This window comes from Amycolatopsis sp. lyj-108 (assembly GCF_046549005.1).
Taxonomy (GTDB): domain Bacteria; phylum Actinomycetota; class Actinomycetes; order Mycobacteriales; family Pseudonocardiaceae; genus Amycolatopsis.
This window is the reverse complement of the sequence record NZ_JAJPWQ010000014.1, coordinates 1-17,568: the sequence shown is the minus strand read 5'-3', so window position 1 is coordinate 17,568 and position 17,568 is coordinate 1. Positions and strand designations below refer to the sequence as shown.

Annotated in this window: 18 protein-coding genes; 13 read left to right on the top strand and 5 right to left on the bottom strand. The window is 68.8% G+C overall.

Going from position 1 to position 17,568, the window contains the following annotated elements; genetic code table 11:
• The first annotated feature begins 78 nt into the window (after positions 1-78).
• On the top strand, positions 79-1,665 hold the full coding sequence (locus tag ACLJO0_RS37225; RefSeq protein ID WP_410584033.1) for an alpha/beta hydrolase: 1,587 nt from the start codon (positions 79-81) through the stop codon (positions 1,663-1,665).
• A 352-nt stretch (positions 1,666-2,017) separates the two neighbouring features.
• On the top strand, positions 2,018-2,512 hold the full coding sequence (locus tag ACLJO0_RS37220) for a helix-turn-helix domain containing protein (protein ID WP_410584031.1): 495 nt from the start codon (positions 2,018-2,020) through the stop codon (positions 2,510-2,512).
• 42 nt (positions 2,513-2,554) lie between these two features.
• Here ACLJO0_RS37220 and ACLJO0_RS37215 read toward each other — a convergent pair whose 3' ends face one another.
• A complete protein-coding gene (locus ACLJO0_RS37215; protein ID WP_410584029.1) occupies positions 2,555-3,520 on the bottom strand; it encodes a helix-turn-helix transcriptional regulator in 966 nt (321 codons plus the stop codon).
• 90 nt (positions 3,521-3,610) lie between these two features.
• On the opposite strand from ACLJO0_RS37215, the gene argC reads away from it, so the two are divergent.
• The 8 genes from argC to argH are packed head-to-tail and all read left to right on the top strand — an operon-like array spanning position 3,611 to position 11,152.
• A complete protein-coding gene (argC, locus tag ACLJO0_RS37210; RefSeq protein ID WP_410584027.1) occupies positions 3,611-4,639 on the top strand; it encodes an N-acetyl-gamma-glutamyl-phosphate reductase in 1,029 nt (342 codons plus the stop codon).
• The gene (gene argJ / locus ACLJO0_RS37205; protein WP_410584025.1) at positions 4,636-5,796 is read left to right on the top strand and encodes a bifunctional glutamate N-acetyltransferase/amino-acid acetyltransferase ArgJ; all 1,161 of its coding nucleotides are present in this window, start codon (positions 4,636-4,638) and stop codon (positions 5,794-5,796) included. The genes argC and argJ overlap by 4 nt, the downstream gene beginning before the upstream one ends.
• Entirely contained in the window at positions 5,793-6,713 is a 921-nt protein-coding gene (gene argB, locus ACLJO0_RS37200) for an acetylglutamate kinase (protein WP_125789860.1), read from the top strand. Before argJ ends, argB begins: the two co-directional genes overlap by 4 nt.
• Positions 6,710-7,903: an acetylornithine transaminase gene (locus tag ACLJO0_RS37195; protein ID WP_410584022.1), complete on the top strand. Its 1,194-nt coding sequence runs from the start codon at positions 6,710-6,712 to the stop codon at positions 7,901-7,903. Before argB ends, ACLJO0_RS37195 begins: the two co-directional genes overlap by 4 nt.
• Before the next feature lie 16 nt (positions 7,904-7,919).
• Complete coding sequence (argF, locus tag ACLJO0_RS37190) at positions 7,920-8,849, top strand: ornithine carbamoyltransferase (RefSeq protein ID WP_125789858.1); 930 nt, start codon at positions 7,920-7,922, stop codon at positions 8,847-8,849.
• Complete coding sequence (locus ACLJO0_RS37185; RefSeq protein WP_034321647.1) at positions 8,846-9,367, top strand: arginine repressor; 522 nt, start codon at positions 8,846-8,848, stop codon at positions 9,365-9,367. Before argF ends, ACLJO0_RS37185 begins: the two co-directional genes overlap by 4 nt.
• Complete coding sequence (locus ACLJO0_RS37180; protein ID WP_125789857.1) at positions 9,357-9,710, top strand: argininosuccinate synthase domain-containing protein; 354 nt, start codon at positions 9,357-9,359, stop codon at positions 9,708-9,710. The genes ACLJO0_RS37185 and ACLJO0_RS37180 overlap by 11 nt, the downstream gene beginning before the upstream one ends.
• 26 nt (positions 9,711-9,736) lie before the next feature.
• The gene (gene argH / locus ACLJO0_RS37175; protein WP_410584019.1) at positions 9,737-11,152 is read left to right on the top strand and encodes an argininosuccinate lyase; all 1,416 of its coding nucleotides are present in this window, start codon (positions 9,737-9,739) and stop codon (positions 11,150-11,152) included.
• 57 nt (positions 11,153-11,209) lie between these two features.
• Here argH and ACLJO0_RS37170 read toward each other — a convergent pair whose 3' ends face one another.
• Positions 11,210-11,905 carry a TetR/AcrR family transcriptional regulator gene (locus tag ACLJO0_RS37170; protein ID WP_410584500.1) on the bottom strand — a complete coding sequence of 232 codons (696 nt, stop codon included), beginning with the start codon at positions 11,903-11,905 and terminating at the stop codon, positions 11,210-11,212.
• Between the two features lie 34 nt (positions 11,906-11,939).
• Here ACLJO0_RS37170 and ACLJO0_RS37165 point away from each other — a divergent pair, with 34 nt between their 5' ends.
• Complete coding sequence (locus tag ACLJO0_RS37165) at positions 11,940-13,316, top strand: serine hydrolase domain-containing protein (protein WP_410584017.1); 1,377 nt, start codon at positions 11,940-11,942, stop codon at positions 13,314-13,316.
• Here ACLJO0_RS37165 and ACLJO0_RS37160 read toward each other — a convergent pair whose 3' ends face one another.
• From ACLJO0_RS37160 to ACLJO0_RS37150, 3 genes are read right to left on the bottom strand one after another with little or no spacing between them, the layout of a single operon-like run.
• Positions 13,317-13,952: a TetR/AcrR family transcriptional regulator gene (locus ACLJO0_RS37160; RefSeq protein ID WP_410584015.1), complete on the bottom strand. Its 636-nt coding sequence runs from the start codon at positions 13,950-13,952 to the stop codon at positions 13,317-13,319. It lies immediately after the preceding gene.
• The gene (locus tag ACLJO0_RS37155) at positions 13,952-14,623 is read right to left on the bottom strand and encodes a DUF4166 domain-containing protein (protein WP_410584013.1); all 672 of its coding nucleotides are present in this window, start codon (positions 14,621-14,623) and stop codon (positions 13,952-13,954) included. The genes ACLJO0_RS37160 and ACLJO0_RS37155 overlap by 1 nt, the downstream gene beginning before the upstream one ends.
• Entirely contained in the window at positions 14,620-15,195 is a 576-nt protein-coding gene (locus tag ACLJO0_RS37150) for an SRPBCC family protein (protein ID WP_410584011.1), read from the bottom strand. The genes ACLJO0_RS37155 and ACLJO0_RS37150 overlap by 4 nt, the downstream gene beginning before the upstream one ends.
• Before the next feature lie 114 nt (positions 15,196-15,309).
• Here ACLJO0_RS37150 and ACLJO0_RS37145 point away from each other — a divergent pair, with 114 nt between their 5' ends.
• Together ACLJO0_RS37145 and tyrS are read left to right on the top strand one after the other, a co-directional pair.
• The gene (locus ACLJO0_RS37145) at positions 15,310-15,945 is read left to right on the top strand and encodes a DNA-3-methyladenine glycosylase (RefSeq protein ID WP_410584498.1); all 636 of its coding nucleotides are present in this window, start codon (positions 15,310-15,312) and stop codon (positions 15,943-15,945) included.
• 32 nt (positions 15,946-15,977) lie between these two features.
• Positions 15,978-17,252, top strand: coding sequence for a tyrosine--tRNA ligase (gene tyrS / locus ACLJO0_RS37140; protein ID WP_410584009.1), 1,275 nt, complete (start codon positions 15,978-15,980; stop codon positions 17,250-17,252).
• Positions 17,253-17,568: the final 316 nt, after the last annotated feature.

Here is a 17,568-nt window from a genome sequence, read left to right as displayed (position 1 = left end):
CGTGTCGGTCAGCGAGATTGAAGCCGGTTCTCGGTAGCTTCGGCCCGACCGGGTCGAACGCGGACGAAAAGGAACACAGTGAAGAAATTCGTTGCCGCCCTGGCGGTCGCGGGGATCGGCGTCGGCACCATGGCGCTCGCTCCCTCCGCCACGGCCGCCTCGGCGTCGGACTTCGATCCGAAGCCCATCTCCTGGGGAGCGTGTACGCGCCCGAGCCTGGTCAAGGCCGGCGCGGAATGCGGCTTCCTCGAGGTCCCGCTGGACTACGCGAAGCCCGGCGGGGAGAAGATCTCGATCGCCGTCTCGCGCGTGAAGCACAAGTCCGCCCAGTCGCAGGGCGTCATGGTGGTCAACCCGGGCGGACCGGGAGGTTCGGGCCTCGGCCTGTCGACCCTCGGCCGGGCCGTCCCCAAGAAGGCGGGCGAGGAGTACGACTGGATCGGCTTCGATCCGCGCGGCGTCGGGGAGAGCAAGCCGTCGCTGACCTGCGACGGGAACTACGCCTCCTACAACCGCCCGCAGTACGTGCCGACCACGCGCGCCATCGAGACGGCGTGGCGCGAGAAGGCGAAGGGCTACGCGAAGGCGTGCGCCAAGAACGGCGCGATCCTCGACCACATCAAGACCATCGACGTCGCGAAGGACGTCGACAGCCTGCGCAAGGCGCTGGGCGAGAAGCAGATCAACTACTACGGGTTCTCCTACGGCACCTACCTCGGGCAGGTCTACAGCACGCTGTTCCCGCAGAACGTGCGGCGGATGGTGTTCGACGGCACCGTCGACCCCCGCGACGTCTGGTACAAGGCGAACCTGAACCAGGACATCGCCTTCGACAAGAACATCAAGATCTACTTCGGCTGGCTCGCGAAGTACGACGACGTCTACCACCTCGGCAAGACCGCGTCCGCGGTCGAGAAGCTGTGGTACGCCGAGCAGAAGAAGCTGTACGACAAGCCCGCGGGCGGCGTCATCGGCGGTTCCGAGTGGACGGACATCTTCCTGCAGGCCGGCTACTACGTCTTCGGCTGGGAGGACATCGCGAACGCCTTCTCGGGCTGGGTGCACAAGGGTGACTGGCAGACCTTGAAGGGCCTGTACGACGACTCCAACCCGCCGGGCCAGGACAACGGCTACGCGGTGTACGCGGCCGTGCAATGCACCGACGTGGCGTGGCCGCAGAGTTGGTCCCGCTGGAAGTTCGACAACTGGGTCACGCACTTCCGGGCGCCGTTCGAAACCTGGGGCAACGCCTGGTTCAACGCGCCGTGCCTCGACTGGCCCGCGAAGCCCGGCAAACCGGTGGAAATCGACGGAAGCAAGGTGCCGGGCATCCTCCTGGTCAACGAGGAGAACGACGCCGCGACGCCGTACCCCGGCAGCCTCGAGGTCCGCAAGCGCTACCCGAACTCCAGCCTGATCAGCGCTCCGGGCGGCACGACGCACTCGGGTTCGCTGTCCGGTGTGTCCTGTGTGGACGACAAGATCGCGGACTACCTGCTGACCGGGAAGCTGCCCGTGCGCAAGCCGGGCAACGGTTCGGACGTGCAGTGCACGCCGGTCCCGCAGCCGGTGCCCGCCGGTGCTTCCGCGGCACCCAAGTCCGAAGTGCCGTCTTCGGTGGCGGAAGTGAAGAAGGAGGCGCTGGCTCAGGCGCTGCCCTTCTGAGCCCTTTCTCGGAAAGTTCCGCCCCGGTCCGGGTTTCCGGACCGGGGCTTTCCCTTTGGTCCGGTCCCGCGGTATTGAGGGGTAAGGCAAGCCAGCATGCCAAGTGGGCTGAAAGCGTCCTTCACCGCATCAGACGCGGCGAAGGACGCCTTCAGCCCAGATCGGCACGGTCGCTCGTGCCTCCACCGAGGGTCCGCCCCCGCAATTCGCCACCTACTTGCGCCCGAAACGCGTCATGACCGGCACCCTCTCGTCCCCAAAAGCGATGAAAGTACCGGTCATCCACCGCCCCCGGCCGAATTCCCCTCGCCGCGCCGCGGAATTGTCGGGACCGCCCGTTAACGTCCCCGGCATGACCATCGTCGAAGAGCACCGGACCGAGATCCGCGTGCAGGACACCGTTTATCGCATCGAGGTCGCCGCCCGTGAGGGTGGCGGCGCGGCCGGGGAAGACCGCTGGGTGACCGTAACGGTCGGCGGAGCCGGACCGCAGGAGGAGCCTGTCGCCGAAGGCAGGCTCGACATGGACGCCGAAGCCATACCGGCCTTGGCGACCGTCCTTTCCGACACGCTGCTGGCGTTCGCCGGGCAGAGCAATGGCCGGAACGGCCGCCGAAGATCGGCGGATCGCCCCGCGCATCAGGGCTCGCCGTGGTCCGACGAGCTCGACGCGGAACTGGAAAGCCGTTGGCTGGCCGGGGAAAGCGTCGAGGAGATCGCGCGACGGTTCGAACGGACACCGGGCGGGATCCGGGCCAGGCTGCCGAGGGTCGGTTGCGACCCGGAGCGCCGCGGCGCGTACCTCCCGATCCCGCCGAGCCAGCGAGAGGTGGGTGAACTGGTCTGAATCCCGGCGGCCGCGAGGGTCAGCAGGCCCTCGCGGCCGCCGTCAGTCCACTGTGGACGCCGTACCGCGATTCGCCCGCGCCGCCATTGCCCGGAGGTGGCCGATCAGTTCCGGCGGTTCGTGCACGGTGAATTCGCAGCCGAGTCCGAGGATCCGGAACGCGAGCCAGTCCAGGGTGTCCGTGCCAGCGTGGAAAACGCAGGTCTCGTCGTCGATCGGTTCCAGGTCGCCGAAACCTTCACCGATCGCGGAGGCGACCTGGCTGACCGGCGCGTGCAACGTCACGCGTGCGGTGTAGGTGGGAAGGAGGCTGTACATCCTGTCGGTGACGTAGGCCGCCACGTCTTCCGCGGGTGGCTGCCTCGGGGTCGCCCGGCCGCCGGTCGCCCGCGGTTCCGAGATGCGATCCGCGCGGAAGATCCGCCAGTCGTCCCGGTCGAGGTCGTAGCCGAGCAGGTACCAGCGCCGTCCGGCCGTGACGAGCCGGTGCGGTTCGACGTGCCGCCGGGATTCGGTCCCGTCGCCGGTGCGGTAGGTGAACCGGGTTCGCTCGGTGTTGGCGATCGCGCCGGCGAAGACGGTGAGGTGCACCGGGTCGACCGCTGGGCCGGTGCCGGGCAGCGGCACGGTCGCGGCACCGAGCGCGCCGACGCGATAGCGGAGCCGCGAGGGCAGCACCTGCTCGAGTTTCGCGAGCGCCCGCACCGAAGACTCCTCGATACCCGAGATCGCCTGTCCGGCGGCGCCGCGGAGACCGACCGCGATCGCGACGGCCTCCTCGTCGTCGAGCAGCAGCGGCGGCATCGCCGTGCCGGCGCCCAGCCGGTAGCCGCCCTCGGAGCCTCGAGTCGCCTCGACGGGGTAACCGAGCTCACGCAGCCGGTCGATGTCGCGCCGGATGGTCCGCGGGCTGACCTCCAGTCGTTCCGCGAGCTCGCTGCCAGGCCACTCACGCGGGGTTTGCAGGAGTGACAGCAGGCTGAGGAGCCGGGCGGGCGTGTCGGTCATGCGGTCAAGGATGCCCGTACACGAGCCCGTGTCGGGTGAGCCACACGACTTTGTTTGATTGAACTTGCATGGGAGTGCATAATCATGCGTATGACGGTGAAGATCGCGGTGGCCGGAGCCAGCGGGTACGCGGGTGGCGAACTCCTGCGCCTGCTGCTGACCCATCCCGAAATCCAGATCGGCGCGCTGACCGCGGCCAGCTCCGCGGGCACGCCGCTGATCCAGCACCAGCCGCACCTCGCGCCGCTGGCGGACCGTGTCCTGCTGGAGACGACCCCCGAAACCCTGGCCGGGCACGACGTCGTCTTTCTCGCCCTGCCGCACGGCCACTCCGGCGCCATCGCGGCACAGCTCGGCCCGGACGTCCTGGTGGTCGACCTCGGCGCGGATCACCGCCTGTCCGACGCGGCCGACTGGCAGCGCTGGTACGGCGGGGACCACGCCGGGCAGTGGCCGTACGGGCTCCCCGAGCTCCCCGGCGCCCGAGAGCGCCTCGCCGGGACCAAACGCATCGCGGTCCCCGGCTGCTTCCCGACCGGTGGCTCGATCGCCCTCGCCCCGGCGTTCGCCGCGGGTCTGGTCGAGCCGGAGGTCAACGTCGTCGCCGTCACCGGGACCTCCGGAGCGGGCAAGAGCCTGAAGCCGAACCTCCTCGGTTCGGAGGTGATGGGCTCGGCCACCGCGTACGGCGTCGGCGGCGCCCACCGGCACACCCCCGAATTCGCACAGAACCTCTCGGCGGTCTCTGGCCAACGGGTCAAGGTCTCGTTCACCCCCGTGCTGGCCCCGATGCCGCGCGGGATCCTCACCACCGCCAGCGCCCCGCTGAAGACCGACTTGGACGCCGACGGCGCCCGCGAGGTCTACGAAAAGGCGTACGCCACCGAGCCGTTCGTCCAGCTGCTGCCCGCGGGCCAGTGGCCGTCCTCGGCTTCGGTCGTCGGCTCGAACAACGTCCAGCTGCAGGTCACCGTCGACGCCGACACGCGGCGCCTGATCGTGGTCGCGGCCATCGACAACCTGACCAAGGGCACCGCTGGAGGTGCCGTCCAGTCGATGAACATCGCACTGGGCCTCCCGGAAACCACCGGACTACCGACCGTAGGAGTCGCTCCGTGACCGTCACCCAGCCGAAGGGATTCCGTGCCGCGGGCGTCGCCGCCGGGATCAAGGCCGAGGGCAAGCTCGACCTCGCGCTCGTCGTCAACGACGGGCCGCTGCAGGTCGCGGCCGGCGTGTTCACGCGCAACGTGATCAAGGCCGCGCCCGTCCTGTGGTCGCAAGAGGTGCTCAAACAGCAGCGACTCAAGGCCGTCGTCCTCAACTCGGGCGGCGCGAACGCCGCCACCGGCCCCGGCGGTTTCCAGGACACCCACCAGACCGCCGAGAAGGTCGCCGGGCTGTTCGAAGCCGGGGCGATCGAGGTCGCGGTCTGCTCGACCGGCCTGATCGGTGAGCGGCTGCCGATGGACGCGCTGCTTTCCGGCGTGGACACCGCCTTCGGGCGACTCGCCACCGGCGCCGAAGCCTCTCTCGATGCCGCCACCGCGGTCATGACCACCGACAGCAAGCCGAAGCAGGCGGCCGCGGAACACGAAGGCGGTTGGAGTGTCGGCGGGTTCGCCAAGGGCGCGGGCATGCTCGCCCCGAATCTCGCGACGATGCTCTCCGTCCTCACCACCGACGCGGTCGTCACGCCCGCGGTCCTGGACAAGGCTTTGCGCGCCGCCACCGGCGTGACCTTCGACAGGCTCGACGTCGATGGCGGGACTTCCACCAACGACACGGTGCTCGTCCTCGCGTCCGGCGCCAGCGGCGTCGAACCTACCGAGGCCGAACTGACCGAACTGCTCACCACGGTCAGCCTCGACCTCGTGCTTCAACTGCGCGCGGACTCCGAAGGCGCGACCAAGTACGTCGACGTCACGGTCACCGGCGCGGCGAGCGAGGCCGACGCCATCGCCGTCGGCCGGACGATCGCCGAGGACAACCTGGTCAAGACCGCGCTGTTCGGTTCGGACCCGAACTGGGGCCGCATCGCCATGGCGCTGGGCCGGGTGCCCGCGAAGATCGACCCGGAGAAGGTCGCCATCGCGATCAACGGCGTCACCCTGTTCGCCGACGGCACTCCCGCGGCGGACCGCTCCGAGGCGGATCTCTCGGGGCGTGACATCCAGATCGTCGTCGACCTCGGCCTCGGCGAAGGCGGGGCGACGATCTACACGACCGACCTCTCGCACGCGTACGTCGAAGAGAACAGCGCGTACTCGTCATGAGCCCTTCCGAATCCACCGTCCCCGCGGACGAGCGGCTCGCGACGGCCGCCGAGAAGGCCGCGATCCTGATCGAAGCCCTGCCATGGCTACAGCGCTTCCACGGCGCGACCGTCGTGATCAAGTACGGCGGCAACGCCATGATCGACGAGAGCCTCAAACAGGCCTTCGCCGAGGACATGGTCTTCCTCCGCATGGCCGGGCTGCGCCCCGTGGTGGTGCACGGCGGCGGCCCGCAGATCACCGCGATGCTCAACCGGCTCGGCGTCGAAGGCGAGTTCAAGGGCGGCCTCCGGGTCACCACGCCCGAGACGATGGACATCGTCCGGATGGTGCTGACCGGCCAGGTCAGCCGCGAACTGGTCGGCCTGATCAACGCGCACGGCCCGTACGCGGTCGGGATCTCCGGCGAGGACGCGCGGTTGTTCACCGCCGAGCGCAAACAGGCCACTGTGGACGGTGTACCGGTCGACATCGGGCTCGTCGGCGAGGTTTCCGAGGTCAACCCGGACGCGGTGCTCGACATCGTCAACGCGGGCCGGATCCCGGTGGTGTCCACCGTGGCCCCGGACGTCGACGGCGTCGTGCACAACATCAACGCCGACACCGCCGCCGGCGCGCTGGCGGCCGCGCTCGGCGCGGAAAAGCTCGTCGTGCTCACCGATGTCGAAGGCCTCTACGCCAACTGGCCGGACCGCGGTTCGCTGGTCGACCGGATCCGCGTGGACCGCCTCGAAACCCTGCTTCCCGGCCTCGCCAGCGGCATGATCCCGAAGATGGAGGCCTGCGTGCGCGCCATCCGCGGCGGCGTCCGCCGCGCGCACGTGATCGACGGCCGCATCGCCCATTCGGTACTGCTGGAGGTCTTCACCTCCCGCGGCATCGGTACCATGGTCTTCCCCGAAACGGAGCTTCCGTGACCACCCTCCAGTCCAATGTAGACGGCCAGGAGCACTGGACGTCGTCCCTCATGGACAACTACGGCACCCCGGCGCTGACCCTGGTCCGCGGCGAGGGTGCGAAGGTCTGGGACGCCGACGGCAAGCCGTATGTCGACCTGCTCGGCGGGATCGCGGTCAACGCGCTGGGGCACGCTCATCCCGCCGTGGTCGCCGCGGTCACCGAACAGGTCGCGAAACTCGGGCACACCTCGAACCTCTACGTGAACCCGGTCGCCGTCGAACTGGCCGAGACCCTCCTGGACGTCGCAGGACTTTCCGGCAACGCGAAGGTCCTGTTCGTCAACTCCGGCGCGGAAGCCAACGAAGCCGCGCTGAAGATCAGCAGGCTCACCGGGCGGACCAAGATCGTCGCCTGCGAGGGGGCCTTCCACGGCCGCACCATGGGCGCCTTGTCGCTGACCGGTCAGCCGTTGAAGCGGGACGCGTTCGCGCCACTGGTCCCGGGCGTCACCCACGTTCCCTATGGTGACGTCGACGCGCTTCGTGCCGCGGTGGACACCGAGACCGCGGCGGTGTTCCTCGAGCCGATCCTCGGGGAAGCGGGTGTCGTCCCGGCACCGGACGGCTACCTCCAGGCCGCGCGGGAGATCACCAAGGCGACCGGGACCCTGCTGGTCCTCGACGAGGTGCAGACCGGTATCGGCCGCACCGGCGCGTGGTTCGCCTTCCAGCACACCGGCATCGTCCCGGACGTCATCACACTGGCGAAGGGGCTCGGCGGCGGTCTGCCGATCGGCGCGGTCATCGGCGTCGGCGAAGCGGGGGAGCTGATGAAGCCGGGCCAGCACGGCACCACCTTCGGCGGCAACCCGATCTGCTGCGCCGCCGGGCTCGCCGTGCTCAAGACCATCGCCAAGGAGAACCTGAACGACCACGTTTCCGCTCTGGGCAAGGACATCGCCTCCCGCGTCGAGGAGCTCGGCCATCCGCTGGTGGCCGGGGTCCGCGGTGCCGGGCTGTTGCTCGGCATCGCGTTGCGCGAACCGGTCTCCGCCGCGGTCGCCAAGGCCGCGCAGGACGCGGGGTACCTGGTCAACCCGATCGCACCGGACACCATCCGGCTGGCACCGCCGCTGATCCTGAGCGCCGACGAGGCCGCGGGATTCCTCGAAGCCCTTCCCGGGGCGCTCGATTCCACCACCACCTAGGACAGAGACCAAACGCATGCTCCGCAACTTCCTCCGTGACGATGATCTCAGCCCCGCCGAACAGGCCGAGATCCTGGACCTCGCCGACCAGTTGAAAGCAGAGCCGCTGAGCTCGCGCGCGCTGGAGGGCAAGTCCGTCGCGGCGATCTTCGAGAAGAACTCCACCCGGACCAGGTTCTCCTTCGAGGTGGGCATCGCCCAGCTCGGCGGGAACCCGGTCATCGTCGACGGACGCTCCATGCAGCTCGGCCGCGAAGAGACCATCGAGGACACCTCGCGGGTGCTTTCGCGGTACCTGGACGCGATCGTCTGGCGGACCTTCGCCCAGAAGCGCATCGACGCGATGGCGTCGGCGGCGAGCATCCCGGTGATCAACGCGCTCACCGACGAGTTCCACCCTTGCCAGGTGCTCACCGACCTGATGACCATCCGCGAGCGCAAGGGCAAGCTCGCCGGGCTCACCCTGGTCTACCTCGGCGACGGCGCCAACAACATGGCGCATTCGCTGCTGCTGGGCGGAACCACGGCCGGGATGCACGTCCGAGTCGTCTCGCCGGAAGGCTTCCAGCCCGATCAGCAGGTCATGCTCGACGCCAAGCACCGATCGAGTGAAACCGGCGGCAGCACCACGGTCTTCACCGATCCGTACGCCGCCGTCGAAGGCGCGGACGTCGTCGTCACCGACACCTGGACTTCGATGGGTCAGGAGAACGACGGCCTCGACCGCGTCGGCCCGTTCCGCGAGCTGCAGGTCAACGCCGCGCTGATGCGCCGCGCCGCGGACGAGGCGATCGTGCTGCACTGCCTGCCCGCGCACCGCGGCTGGGAGATCACCGACGAGGTCATCGACGGACCGGCGAGCGCGGTCTGGGACGAGGCCGAAAACCGGCTGCACGCGCAGAAGGCCTTGCTGGTGTGGCTCATGGACGAGAAGCGGCGACGATGACCGGCAGCAGGGTCACCCGGCAGGCCCGGATCACCGAACTCGTGTCCACGATGGCCATCCGCAGCCAGACGGAGCTCGCGAAGCTCCTGGCGGCGGAAGGGATCGACGTCACCCAGGCGACGCTGTCGCGGGACCTCGACGAACTGGGCGCGGTGAAGCTCCGGGGTGCGGATTCCGGCGCGCCGGTGTATGTCATTCCGGAGGACGGCAGCCCGGTACGCGGGGTGCAGGGCGGTACGTCCCGGCTTTCGCGGTTGCTCGCGGAACTGCTCGTTTCGGCGGACTCGTCCGGGAACCTGACGGTGCTGCGCACCCCGCCGGGCGCGGCGCAGTTCCTGGCCAGCGCCATCGACAGGGCGGCGCTGGAGGAGGTCGTCGGTTCCATCGCAGGCGACGACACGGTCGCGGTGATCGCGAGGGAGCCGTTGTCCGGCAAAGACCTGGCCGAGCGCTTCATGGCGCTGGCCCGACGGTCGTCCACAGTGGACGGCGGTGAGGAGACCGAGGGTGACGCCTGACGGGTTCGCCTTCCCGGATGACCCGGAGAAGCTGGTCATCACCTTCGACGAAGGTGTGCCGGTGGCCATCGACGGGGAGACCGTGACGCTGCTGGAGGCCTTCCAGCAGCTGAACCGACGTGTCGGCGCCTTCGGGCTCAGAGGACGCGAAATCTACGAGGGGCCCGGTGCGCTCGCGCTGGTCACCGCGCACGAGGAACTGCAAAAGGTCAGTTCCGAGCGGGTGTCCGGCGAAGTCCGCCTGGTCCTGCACCGCGGGAACGCGGTCGTGAACTCGGCGCGCGACGAGCGCGCGCTGTACGACTTCGGCACAGGCGCTACCTTCGACCGATCAGTCGCCTGAAGTAATCAAAGAATTCGAGGAGTGTCGTGAGCGGGAATGAGCAGCCGGTGCAGCTGTGGGGCGGCCGGTTCGCCAGCGGGCCGGCCGAGGCGATGGCGGCGCTGAGCGCGTCGACCCATTTCGACTGGCGGCTGGCGCCGTACGACATCGCCGGGTCGCGGGCCCACGCGCGAGTGCTGCGGAAGGCGGGACTGCTCACCGATGACGAGCTGACCGGCATGCTCGCCGCGCTGGACACCCTGGCGCAGGACGTCGAGTCGGGTGAGTTCACCCCGACCGTCGCCGACGAGGACGTCCACACCGCGCTCGAACGCGGTCTGCTGGAGCGGGCGGGCACCGAACTCGGCGGCAAGCTGAGGGCGGGACGTTCGCGCAACGACCAGGTCGCGACGCTGTTCCGGATGTGGCTGCGCGACGCCGCCCGCCGGGTGGTCGCGGGCACCCTCGGGGTCGTGGACGCGCTCGTTTCGCAGGCGAAACGGCACCCGGACGCGATCCTCCCCGGCCGCACCCACCTGCAGCACGCCCAGCCGGTCCTGCTGGCGCACCACCTGCTCGCGCACGGCCAGTCGCTGCTGCGCGACGTCACCCGGCTGCGTGACTGGGACGCTCGCACCGCCGAATCGCCTTATGGCTCCGGCGCGCTCGCGGGCTCCTCGCTGGGCCTCGACCCCGAGGCCGTCGCCGCGGAACTGGGCTTCGACACCAGCGTCGAGAACTCCATCGACGGCACCGCCTCGCGGGACTTCGTCGCCGAGTTCGCCTTCGACGTCGCGATGCTCGCGGTCAACCTGTCCAGGATCGCCGAAGAGGTGATCATCTGGAACACCGCCGAATTCGGCTACGTCACCCTCGACGACGCCTGGGCGACCGGCAGTTCGATCATGCCGCAGAAGAAGAACCCGGACGTCGCCGAGCTGACCCGCGGCAAGGCCGGGCGGCTCATCGGCAACCTGACCGGTCTGCTCGCGACGCTCAAGGCGCAGCCGCTCGCGTACAACCGTGACCTGCAAGAGGACAAGGAGCCGGTCTTCGACTCCGTCGAGCAGCTGGAACTGCTGTTCCCGGCGATCGCGGGCATGCTCGAGACGCTGACCTTCCACACCGACCGGCTCGCCGAACTGGCGCCCGCCGGCTTCACCCTCGCCACGGACATCGCCGAATGGCTGGTGCGCCAGGGTGTTCCGTTCCGTGTCGCGCACGAAGCGGCGGGGGAGAGCGTCCGCGTCGCCGAAGCCCGCGGTGTCGGCCTGGACGAACTGACCGACGAAGAGTTCGAGAAGATCAACCCGGCCCTGACGCCCGCCGTGCGCGAAGTGCTGACCGTCGAAGGCTCGGTGAGTTCGCGCAACGCTCGTGGCGGTACCGCTCCGGAGCGCGTCGCCGAGCAGCGGGACCGACTGGTCGCGCGGGTCGCCGAACACCGCGCCTGGCTGAGCTGAGTTCTCGCGTGAAGGCCCCTTCCCTAGGCTGAGCCGAGGAAGGGGCCTTCACGCGCTTCAGGGAAGCCTCGTCGCGAGCCCGTCGAGGACGCAGGCGAGGCCGCGTTCGAAGTCGTCGTCGTTGGTCTCGCCCGGTTTCTGGTTTCGCTGTGCCGCGTAGAGCTTCTTCAGCCGTGGGTGGTCTCGCACCGCTTGCTCGGCCGCGGGCCACAGACGGTCTTTCCATTCCTGCTCGCTCTGCCCGCTGCGCTTGAGCGTCGTGAGCCACGCGGCTTCGCCGGTGGCTCTCCCGACGACGAACGCCATGACCGTGTTCCACGCCAGATCGGCGTCGTCCAGCGAGAACCCGGCGTCTTCGAACAGGGCCAGCGCCGCTTCCGACAGCTTCAAGACGTTCGGCCCCAGATACGCCACCCCAGCCTCGCCGAGCAGCGAGCCGATCCACGGATGGCGGAGGAACACCGAACGCAGGTCGTGCGCGAACGTCGTCGCGGCCGTTCGCCACGGACCCGGCTCCGGGAGCGCGACCTCGCCGTAGACCTCGTCGACGACCAGTTCGGACAGCTCGTCCTTGCCTGCCACATGCGTGTACATCGACGCGGCGGCCACATCGAGCCGCGCTCCGAGCTTCCGCATGCTCAGCGCGTCGATGCCTTCGGCGTCGAGAAGCTCGATCGCCGCGGAAACGATCTGCTCCCGGCTCAGCGACGGCTGCTCGCGCTTGCGTTTCGGGGGCCGCATCCACACCGACATCCGCATTCCCCTCATTTTCCGTACAGTGTTCAGTATGCCTAACACTGTACGGACAACGCTCGACCATGACCACTGGCAGTCCCGCCTCGACGACCTGCGGGCCGAACACCGCGTACCGGGAGCGAGCCTCGCGGTGCTGAAGGACGGCGAGATCCACGAGTTCGCGAGCGGGATCCTGCATCGGGGGACCGGAGTGGAGGCGACCACCGACTCGGTCTTCCAGCTCGGCTCGATCGCGAAGGTCTACACGGCTTCGCTGGTGATGGGGCTCGCCGAGGAAGGACGGCTCGATCTCGACGCACCGGTCGTCGAGGTGCTCCCGGAGTTCGCGACGGTCGATCCGGACGCGACGAAGACGATCACCGCCCGGCAGCTGCTCAGTCACACCGGCGGGCTCACCTGCGACTTCATCGAAGACACCGGACGCGGCGACGACTGTCTCGCCAAGTACGTCGAAGCGGCGAGGGGAGTGGCGCTCGACTGCCCGCCGGGGACGGCCGCGTCCTACAGCAGCGTCGGGTACAACGTGCTCGGCCGGATCGTCGAGGTACTCACCGGTCTGACCTGGGACGACGCCCTGCGGGCACGGATCGTCGCCCCGCTCGGGCTCGCCGAGACCATGACCCTGCCCGAAGAGGCCCTGCGCTTTCGCGTCGCGATGGGACACCTCGGGAAGGACCCGGAGCCGACCGCCGCCTGGGATCTCCTGCCGCGCTCCGCCGGACCGTTCGGCCGCGTTCTCGCCACGGCCGGCGACGTGGTGCGCTTCGCGCGGATGCTGCTGGACGGCACCGCCGCCGACGGCGCTCGCGTGCTCGCGGAGGAGACGGTGACCGCGATGCGGCGGCGCGAGGTCGAGGTACCTGACAAATGGACGCTCGGTTCCGACGGCTGGGGCCTCGGCCTGTCGACCTACGACTGGAACGGCGTCGCGGGCTTCGGGCACAACGGGTCTTCGATCGGGCAGCGCTCGTACCTGCGGGTGGTGCCGGAGGCGGGGTTCGCCTTCGCGTTGCTCACGAATCACGGCACGACCGATCGGCTGTACACCGGACTGTCACGGGAACTGCTCGGTGAACTCGCCGGGGTCCGGGTTCCCGCCGATTTCGCTCCGCCGCCGTCACCGCCTTCGGTGGACGTCGCGCCTTTCGCGGGTACCTATCGCCGTGAAGGCGTCATCATCACCGTCACCGAGAAGGACGGGAAGCTGCACTTCGTCTACGAATTCGCCGATGGCCTCGAAGGCATCGCCCCGCCGATCGAGGCGGAGCTGGTGCCGGTGGCGGAGAACGTCTTCGCCGGGATGAACTCGATGTTCGGCGACGACTGGATGCCGGTGCTGTTCACGAAACTGCCCGACGGCACCGCATGCTGCTACACCAGCATGCGAGTGGCGCCGAAGATCGCGTAGCTACTTCTTCGCGCTCTTCCGGAGCTTCGCGCGCACGGCACGGGTCGCGACCGGGCCGAGTCCTTCGAGGACGTCGACCAGGACAGCCAGCTGCCCCAGCGCCGCCAATGCCTGCTCGGCGCCTTCCGGATTGACCGTCTCGAACAAGGTCAGGCCCAGGAAACCGGCGGAGACCGCGTGGGCGAGCCCCTCGGTCTCCGCCAGTTCGAGCACCGGTGAACCGGTCAGCACGCGGTCGAGCGCGCCTTGAACTTCGCGAACCCACTTGTCGAGCGCCTGCCGGGTCGCCTCGGCCAGCCGTCCGCCTGCCTGGGCACCGGCGAGCGTCTGGGCGAGGACCGTCATGTTCCCCTCGGCCCGTTCCTCCGCGTGGATCGTGCGGCCCAGTTCCAGTAGCTCGCCCAGTGTGCTCACTTCGGCGAACCGATCACGGTAATGGGAGACGCGGCTTTCGGTCGCCGTCACGCAGGACTGCGCGAGCAACTCCTCGACACTGCCGAAGTGGTAGAAGATCAGGGCTTGATTGGTGCCCGCGGCCGCGGCGACGGTCCTGGCCGAAACCGCGGTGATGCCGCTGGTGCGGATCGTCTCCAGCGCGCCATCGATCAACCGCTGTTTGGTGCTGGGCCCGTTCATCAGTCCAGGACTTTCTCACGCAACGGCTTCACCGCCCCGCTCACCCCCGCCCGCAGGTCGACGAACCGCGCCTCGAACGCGCCCCGGTAGCCGAACAGCGGGCCGAACCGCCGGTTCGTCACCTGGATCTCGATTCGGAACAGACCGCTTTCCTCGTCGAACCACTCGTCGACCTCGGCCACTCCGACGACGGATCGCGGCACCACGCACCGAAGCGGGCCTTCGCAGAGCCGGAACTCCTCCGAACGGAAGTGGAAGCCGCCGTCCGGCCGCACCGTCAGGTCGAGATCGACGGCGATGTGCTGATGTGTTCCCAGGTAGTCGACGATCGTCCCGCGCTCGGCGCTGTAGATCATCTGCGCGTCGAACCGCCGCCGCCTCCCTGGCAGTTCGAAGGTGCGGACGAACGAGACCGTCTCCCTGCCGAGGGAATCGACGTACGGATAGTTCTCGATGGTGAAGGGGACGTTGCGGCCCCGTTCGGGGAACAGGATGTGCCTCGACGCGCCCAGCCGCAGGAACGGTGTGGTGAACGCGGCGCCGCGCCAGATCTCGTCCATCACGCCGACGCCGATCATCCCGACACCGTTCTCCGTGCTCAGCGACAGTCGTTCGCGCATGCGCGGATGCAGCGACGCGAACTGCTCGCCCAGTGCCTCTCGGAAGATCATGCCTGCTCCAGGGTGTCGAGAACGCGAGGTGCCACGCCGTCCTTACCCGGCCGCGGGCTCCGGCGGCAGCGGCCGGCTGTGGGCGAGAGCAAGGGGAGTTCCTCCGGCGGGGCACCGGTTTCGAGCCACAGACGGAGCCTGTCGAACGACCAGGCCGTCATCCATCCGAAAAGCGGCCGGAACAGCAGATCGGCGAACCTGCCGAAGACACCCCACCGGGTGGTGTAGTCGAAGCCGGTGACGAAGCGGACGCCGTCGTCGGTCGGGGTATAGCGCCAGTACCCCGAACCGGACCTGATGAGGGACAGCGGATCCGCGGAGGTGAACCGCAACGCCGACGTCCTCCCGCCGTCGGGCCGCTGGCTCTCCCCGGCGTGAATCCCGGTTCCGTTGATGACGAGTCCCAGGAACCTCGTCGCGTAGTGGAACCGTCCCGGTGAACCCGCGACCGGCTCGATCCGCGCGAAGCGAAGATCCCACCGTTCGTGCAGATCCGGCTCCTGCGTGTACCGCCACAGCGTTTCGAGGTCCGTGCGGATCACCGTTTCGACGTACAGCGCTCTTCGGCTCATCGAGCTTCCTCCCCAGTTTTGAGCGATCGCTCAATGACACTGTAGACCGGTATTGAGCGATCGCTCAATACCGAACCTGTCGGAGCCTGCGGTTAAGGTCGAGGCGTGCGGAACGTGGCGACCGGGAGACAGTTCACCCGGCGGGAGCTGGCGCTGGATCCGGTGGAGCTGTCCACGCTCCTGCTCGGGGCGGTGATCGAGTCGACCGGTCCCGACGGCACGGTCGCCGTCCGTCTGGTGGAGGTCGAGGCCTATCGCGGTCTCGACGATCCCGCGTCGCACTGCTATCGCGGCAAGACCCCGCGCAACGAGGTCATGTGGGGGCCGGCGGGCCATCTGTACGTGTACTTCGTCTACGGGATGCACTTCTGCGCCAACGTCGTCGGCACCGAAGACGGGCAGCCGGGCGCCGTGCTGCTGCGGGCCGGGGAAGTGGTTTCCGGCGCGGGCATCGCCCGCGCGCGGAGGCCGTCCGCTCGGGGCAACGGCGAACTCGCCAAGGGTCCGGCCATCCTCACCTCGGTGCTCGGCATCGCCCGGCCGGAGAACGGTGTCGACCTGACCGACCCCGCGTCACCCGTCCGGTTGTTCACCGGCGACCGCGTCCCCGAAGCGGACATCCGCACCGGGCCGCGTGTCGGCGTCGCGATGGCGATGGACACGCCTTGGCGGTTCTGGATCGACGGCTCTCCCGCGGTCTCCACCTATCGCCGGGGCGGCAAGCGACGGGCGGCGGCCCCCGGCCGATAGTCGGTTGACCTGGTGCGGGAGGATCTACAGGCGTGAGCGAGCACATCCTTGACGAGCTGACCTGGCGCGGCCTGATCGCGCAATCCACCGACACCGACGCACTGCGGCGAGACCTCGACCAAGGACCCCTCACGCTCTATTGCGGATTCGACCCGACCGCGCCGAGCCTGCACGCCGGCAACCTGGTCCCGCTGCTGATGCTCTCGCGCTTCCAGCGCGCCGGCCACCGGCCGATCGTGCTGGCGGGCGTCGCCACCGGGATGATCGGCGACCCGCGCGACACCGGTGAGCGCACCTTGAACACGGTGGACACCGTCTCCGAGTGGGCCGACCGGATCCGCGGCCAGCTGGAGCGGTTCGTCGACTTCGACGACTCGCCGACCGGCGCGGTCATCGAGAACAACCTGAACTGGACCGCGAAGCAGAGCGTGGTCGAGTTCCTGCGCGACGTCGGCAAGCACTTCCCGGTCAACATGATGCTGAACCGGGAGACGGTGAAGCGCCGCCTCGAAACCGACGGCATCTCCTACACCGAGTTCAGCTACCTGCTGCTGCAGTCGCAGGACTACCTGCACCTGTACCGCGAGTACGGCTGCAAGCTGCAGATCGGCGGCTCCGACCAGTGGGGCAACCTCGTCGGCGGTGTCGACCTGATCCGCCGCACCGACGGCGGGCACACCCACGCGCTGACCGCGCCGCTGGTCACCGACTCCGAGGGACGCAAGTTCGGGAAGTCCACCGGCGGCGGCAGCGTCTGGCTCGACCCGGAGATGACCTCGCCGTACGCGTGGTTCCAGTACTTCCTGAACGTCGCCGACGCCGACGTCATCCGCTACCTGAAGATGTTCTCCTTCCTCGGGCAGGAGGAGATCGCGGTGCTGGCCGAGGACACCGAACAGCGCCCCCACCTGCGGTCGGCGCAGCGGAAGCTGGCGGAGGACTTCACGACCCTGGTGCACGGCGAAGCGGCGACCCGGCAGGTCATCGCCGCGAGCGGGGCGCTGTTCGGCAGGGGAGAGCTGCGTGAGCTCGACTCGCCGACCCTCGATGCCGCCATGGCCGAGGTGCCCAACGGCAAGATCGACCCGAACGGCGAGTCGACGATCGTCGACCTGCTGATCGCCGCCGGGCTCGTCGACAGCAAGGGCGCCGCGCGCCGCACCGTCAAGGAAGGCGGCGCGTACGTCAACAACACGAAGATCGCCGACGAGGAGTGGAAGCCGTCCGCGGCCGACGCTCTGCACGGCCGCTGGCTCGTGGTCCGCAAGGGCAAGCGCAACGTCGCCGGCGTCCGCGTCGAGGGCTGATCGCGGCCCCGGCCCGAAACAGGGGCCTTGACCTGCGGAAACGCAGTTAAGGTACCCCCCTGTTTCGGGCCCCTGCGGGCCATGTAAAGTTCTCCAAGTCGCCAGGGAAACCGGGTGGCCGCGGGACACGAACCAAGCTCTCACCTCTAGGTGATTGAGTGGGTGTCTCACCAAAAACTGCTAGGAATGACTGCTTCGGATAAGGCCGCGTGAGTGGTGCGATTCGGGGTGTGTTGCTTGAGAACTCAACAGTGTGCTAGTGAACTAAGCCAGTAGAGCTTATGTATTTGAACCTCGTTTGAGGTTCCTTTGAGAG

Bases quoted from the DNA above. Each gene is read 5' to 3' on its own strand.
- ACLJO0_RS37220 (WP_410584031.1), top strand. From the start codon at position 2,018: ATGACCATCGTCGAAGAGCACCGGACCGAGATCCGCGTGCAGGACACC.
- ACLJO0_RS37215 (WP_410584029.1), bottom strand. From the start codon at position 3,520: ATGACCGACACGCCCGCCCGGCTCCTCAGCCTGCTGTCACTCCTGCAA.
- argC (WP_410584027.1), top strand. From the start codon at position 3,611: ATGACGGTGAAGATCGCGGTGGCCGGAGCCAGCGGGTACGCGGGTGGC.
- argB (WP_125789860.1), top strand. From the start codon at position 5,793: ATGAGCCCTTCCGAATCCACCGTCCCCGCGGACGAGCGGCTCGCGACG.
- argF (WP_125789858.1), top strand. From the start codon at position 7,920: ATGCTCCGCAACTTCCTCCGTGACGATGATCTCAGCCCCGCCGAACAG.
- ACLJO0_RS37185 (WP_034321647.1), top strand. From the start codon at position 8,846: ATGACCGGCAGCAGGGTCACCCGGCAGGCCCGGATCACCGAACTCGTG.
- ACLJO0_RS37170 (WP_410584500.1), bottom strand. From the start codon at position 11,905: ATGTCGGTGTGGATGCGGCCCCCGAAACGCAAGCGCGAGCAGCCGTCG.
- ACLJO0_RS37165 (WP_410584017.1), top strand. From the start codon at position 11,940: ATGCCTAACACTGTACGGACAACGCTCGACCATGACCACTGGCAGTCC.
- ACLJO0_RS37160 (WP_410584015.1), bottom strand. From the start codon at position 13,952: ATGAACGGGCCCAGCACCAAACAGCGGTTGATCGATGGCGCGCTGGAG.
- ACLJO0_RS37155 (WP_410584013.1), bottom strand. From the start codon at position 14,623: ATGATCTTCCGAGAGGCACTGGGCGAGCAGTTCGCGTCGCTGCATCCG.
- ACLJO0_RS37150 (WP_410584011.1), bottom strand. From the start codon at position 15,195: ATGAGCCGAAGAGCGCTGTACGTCGAAACGGTGATCCGCACGGACCTC.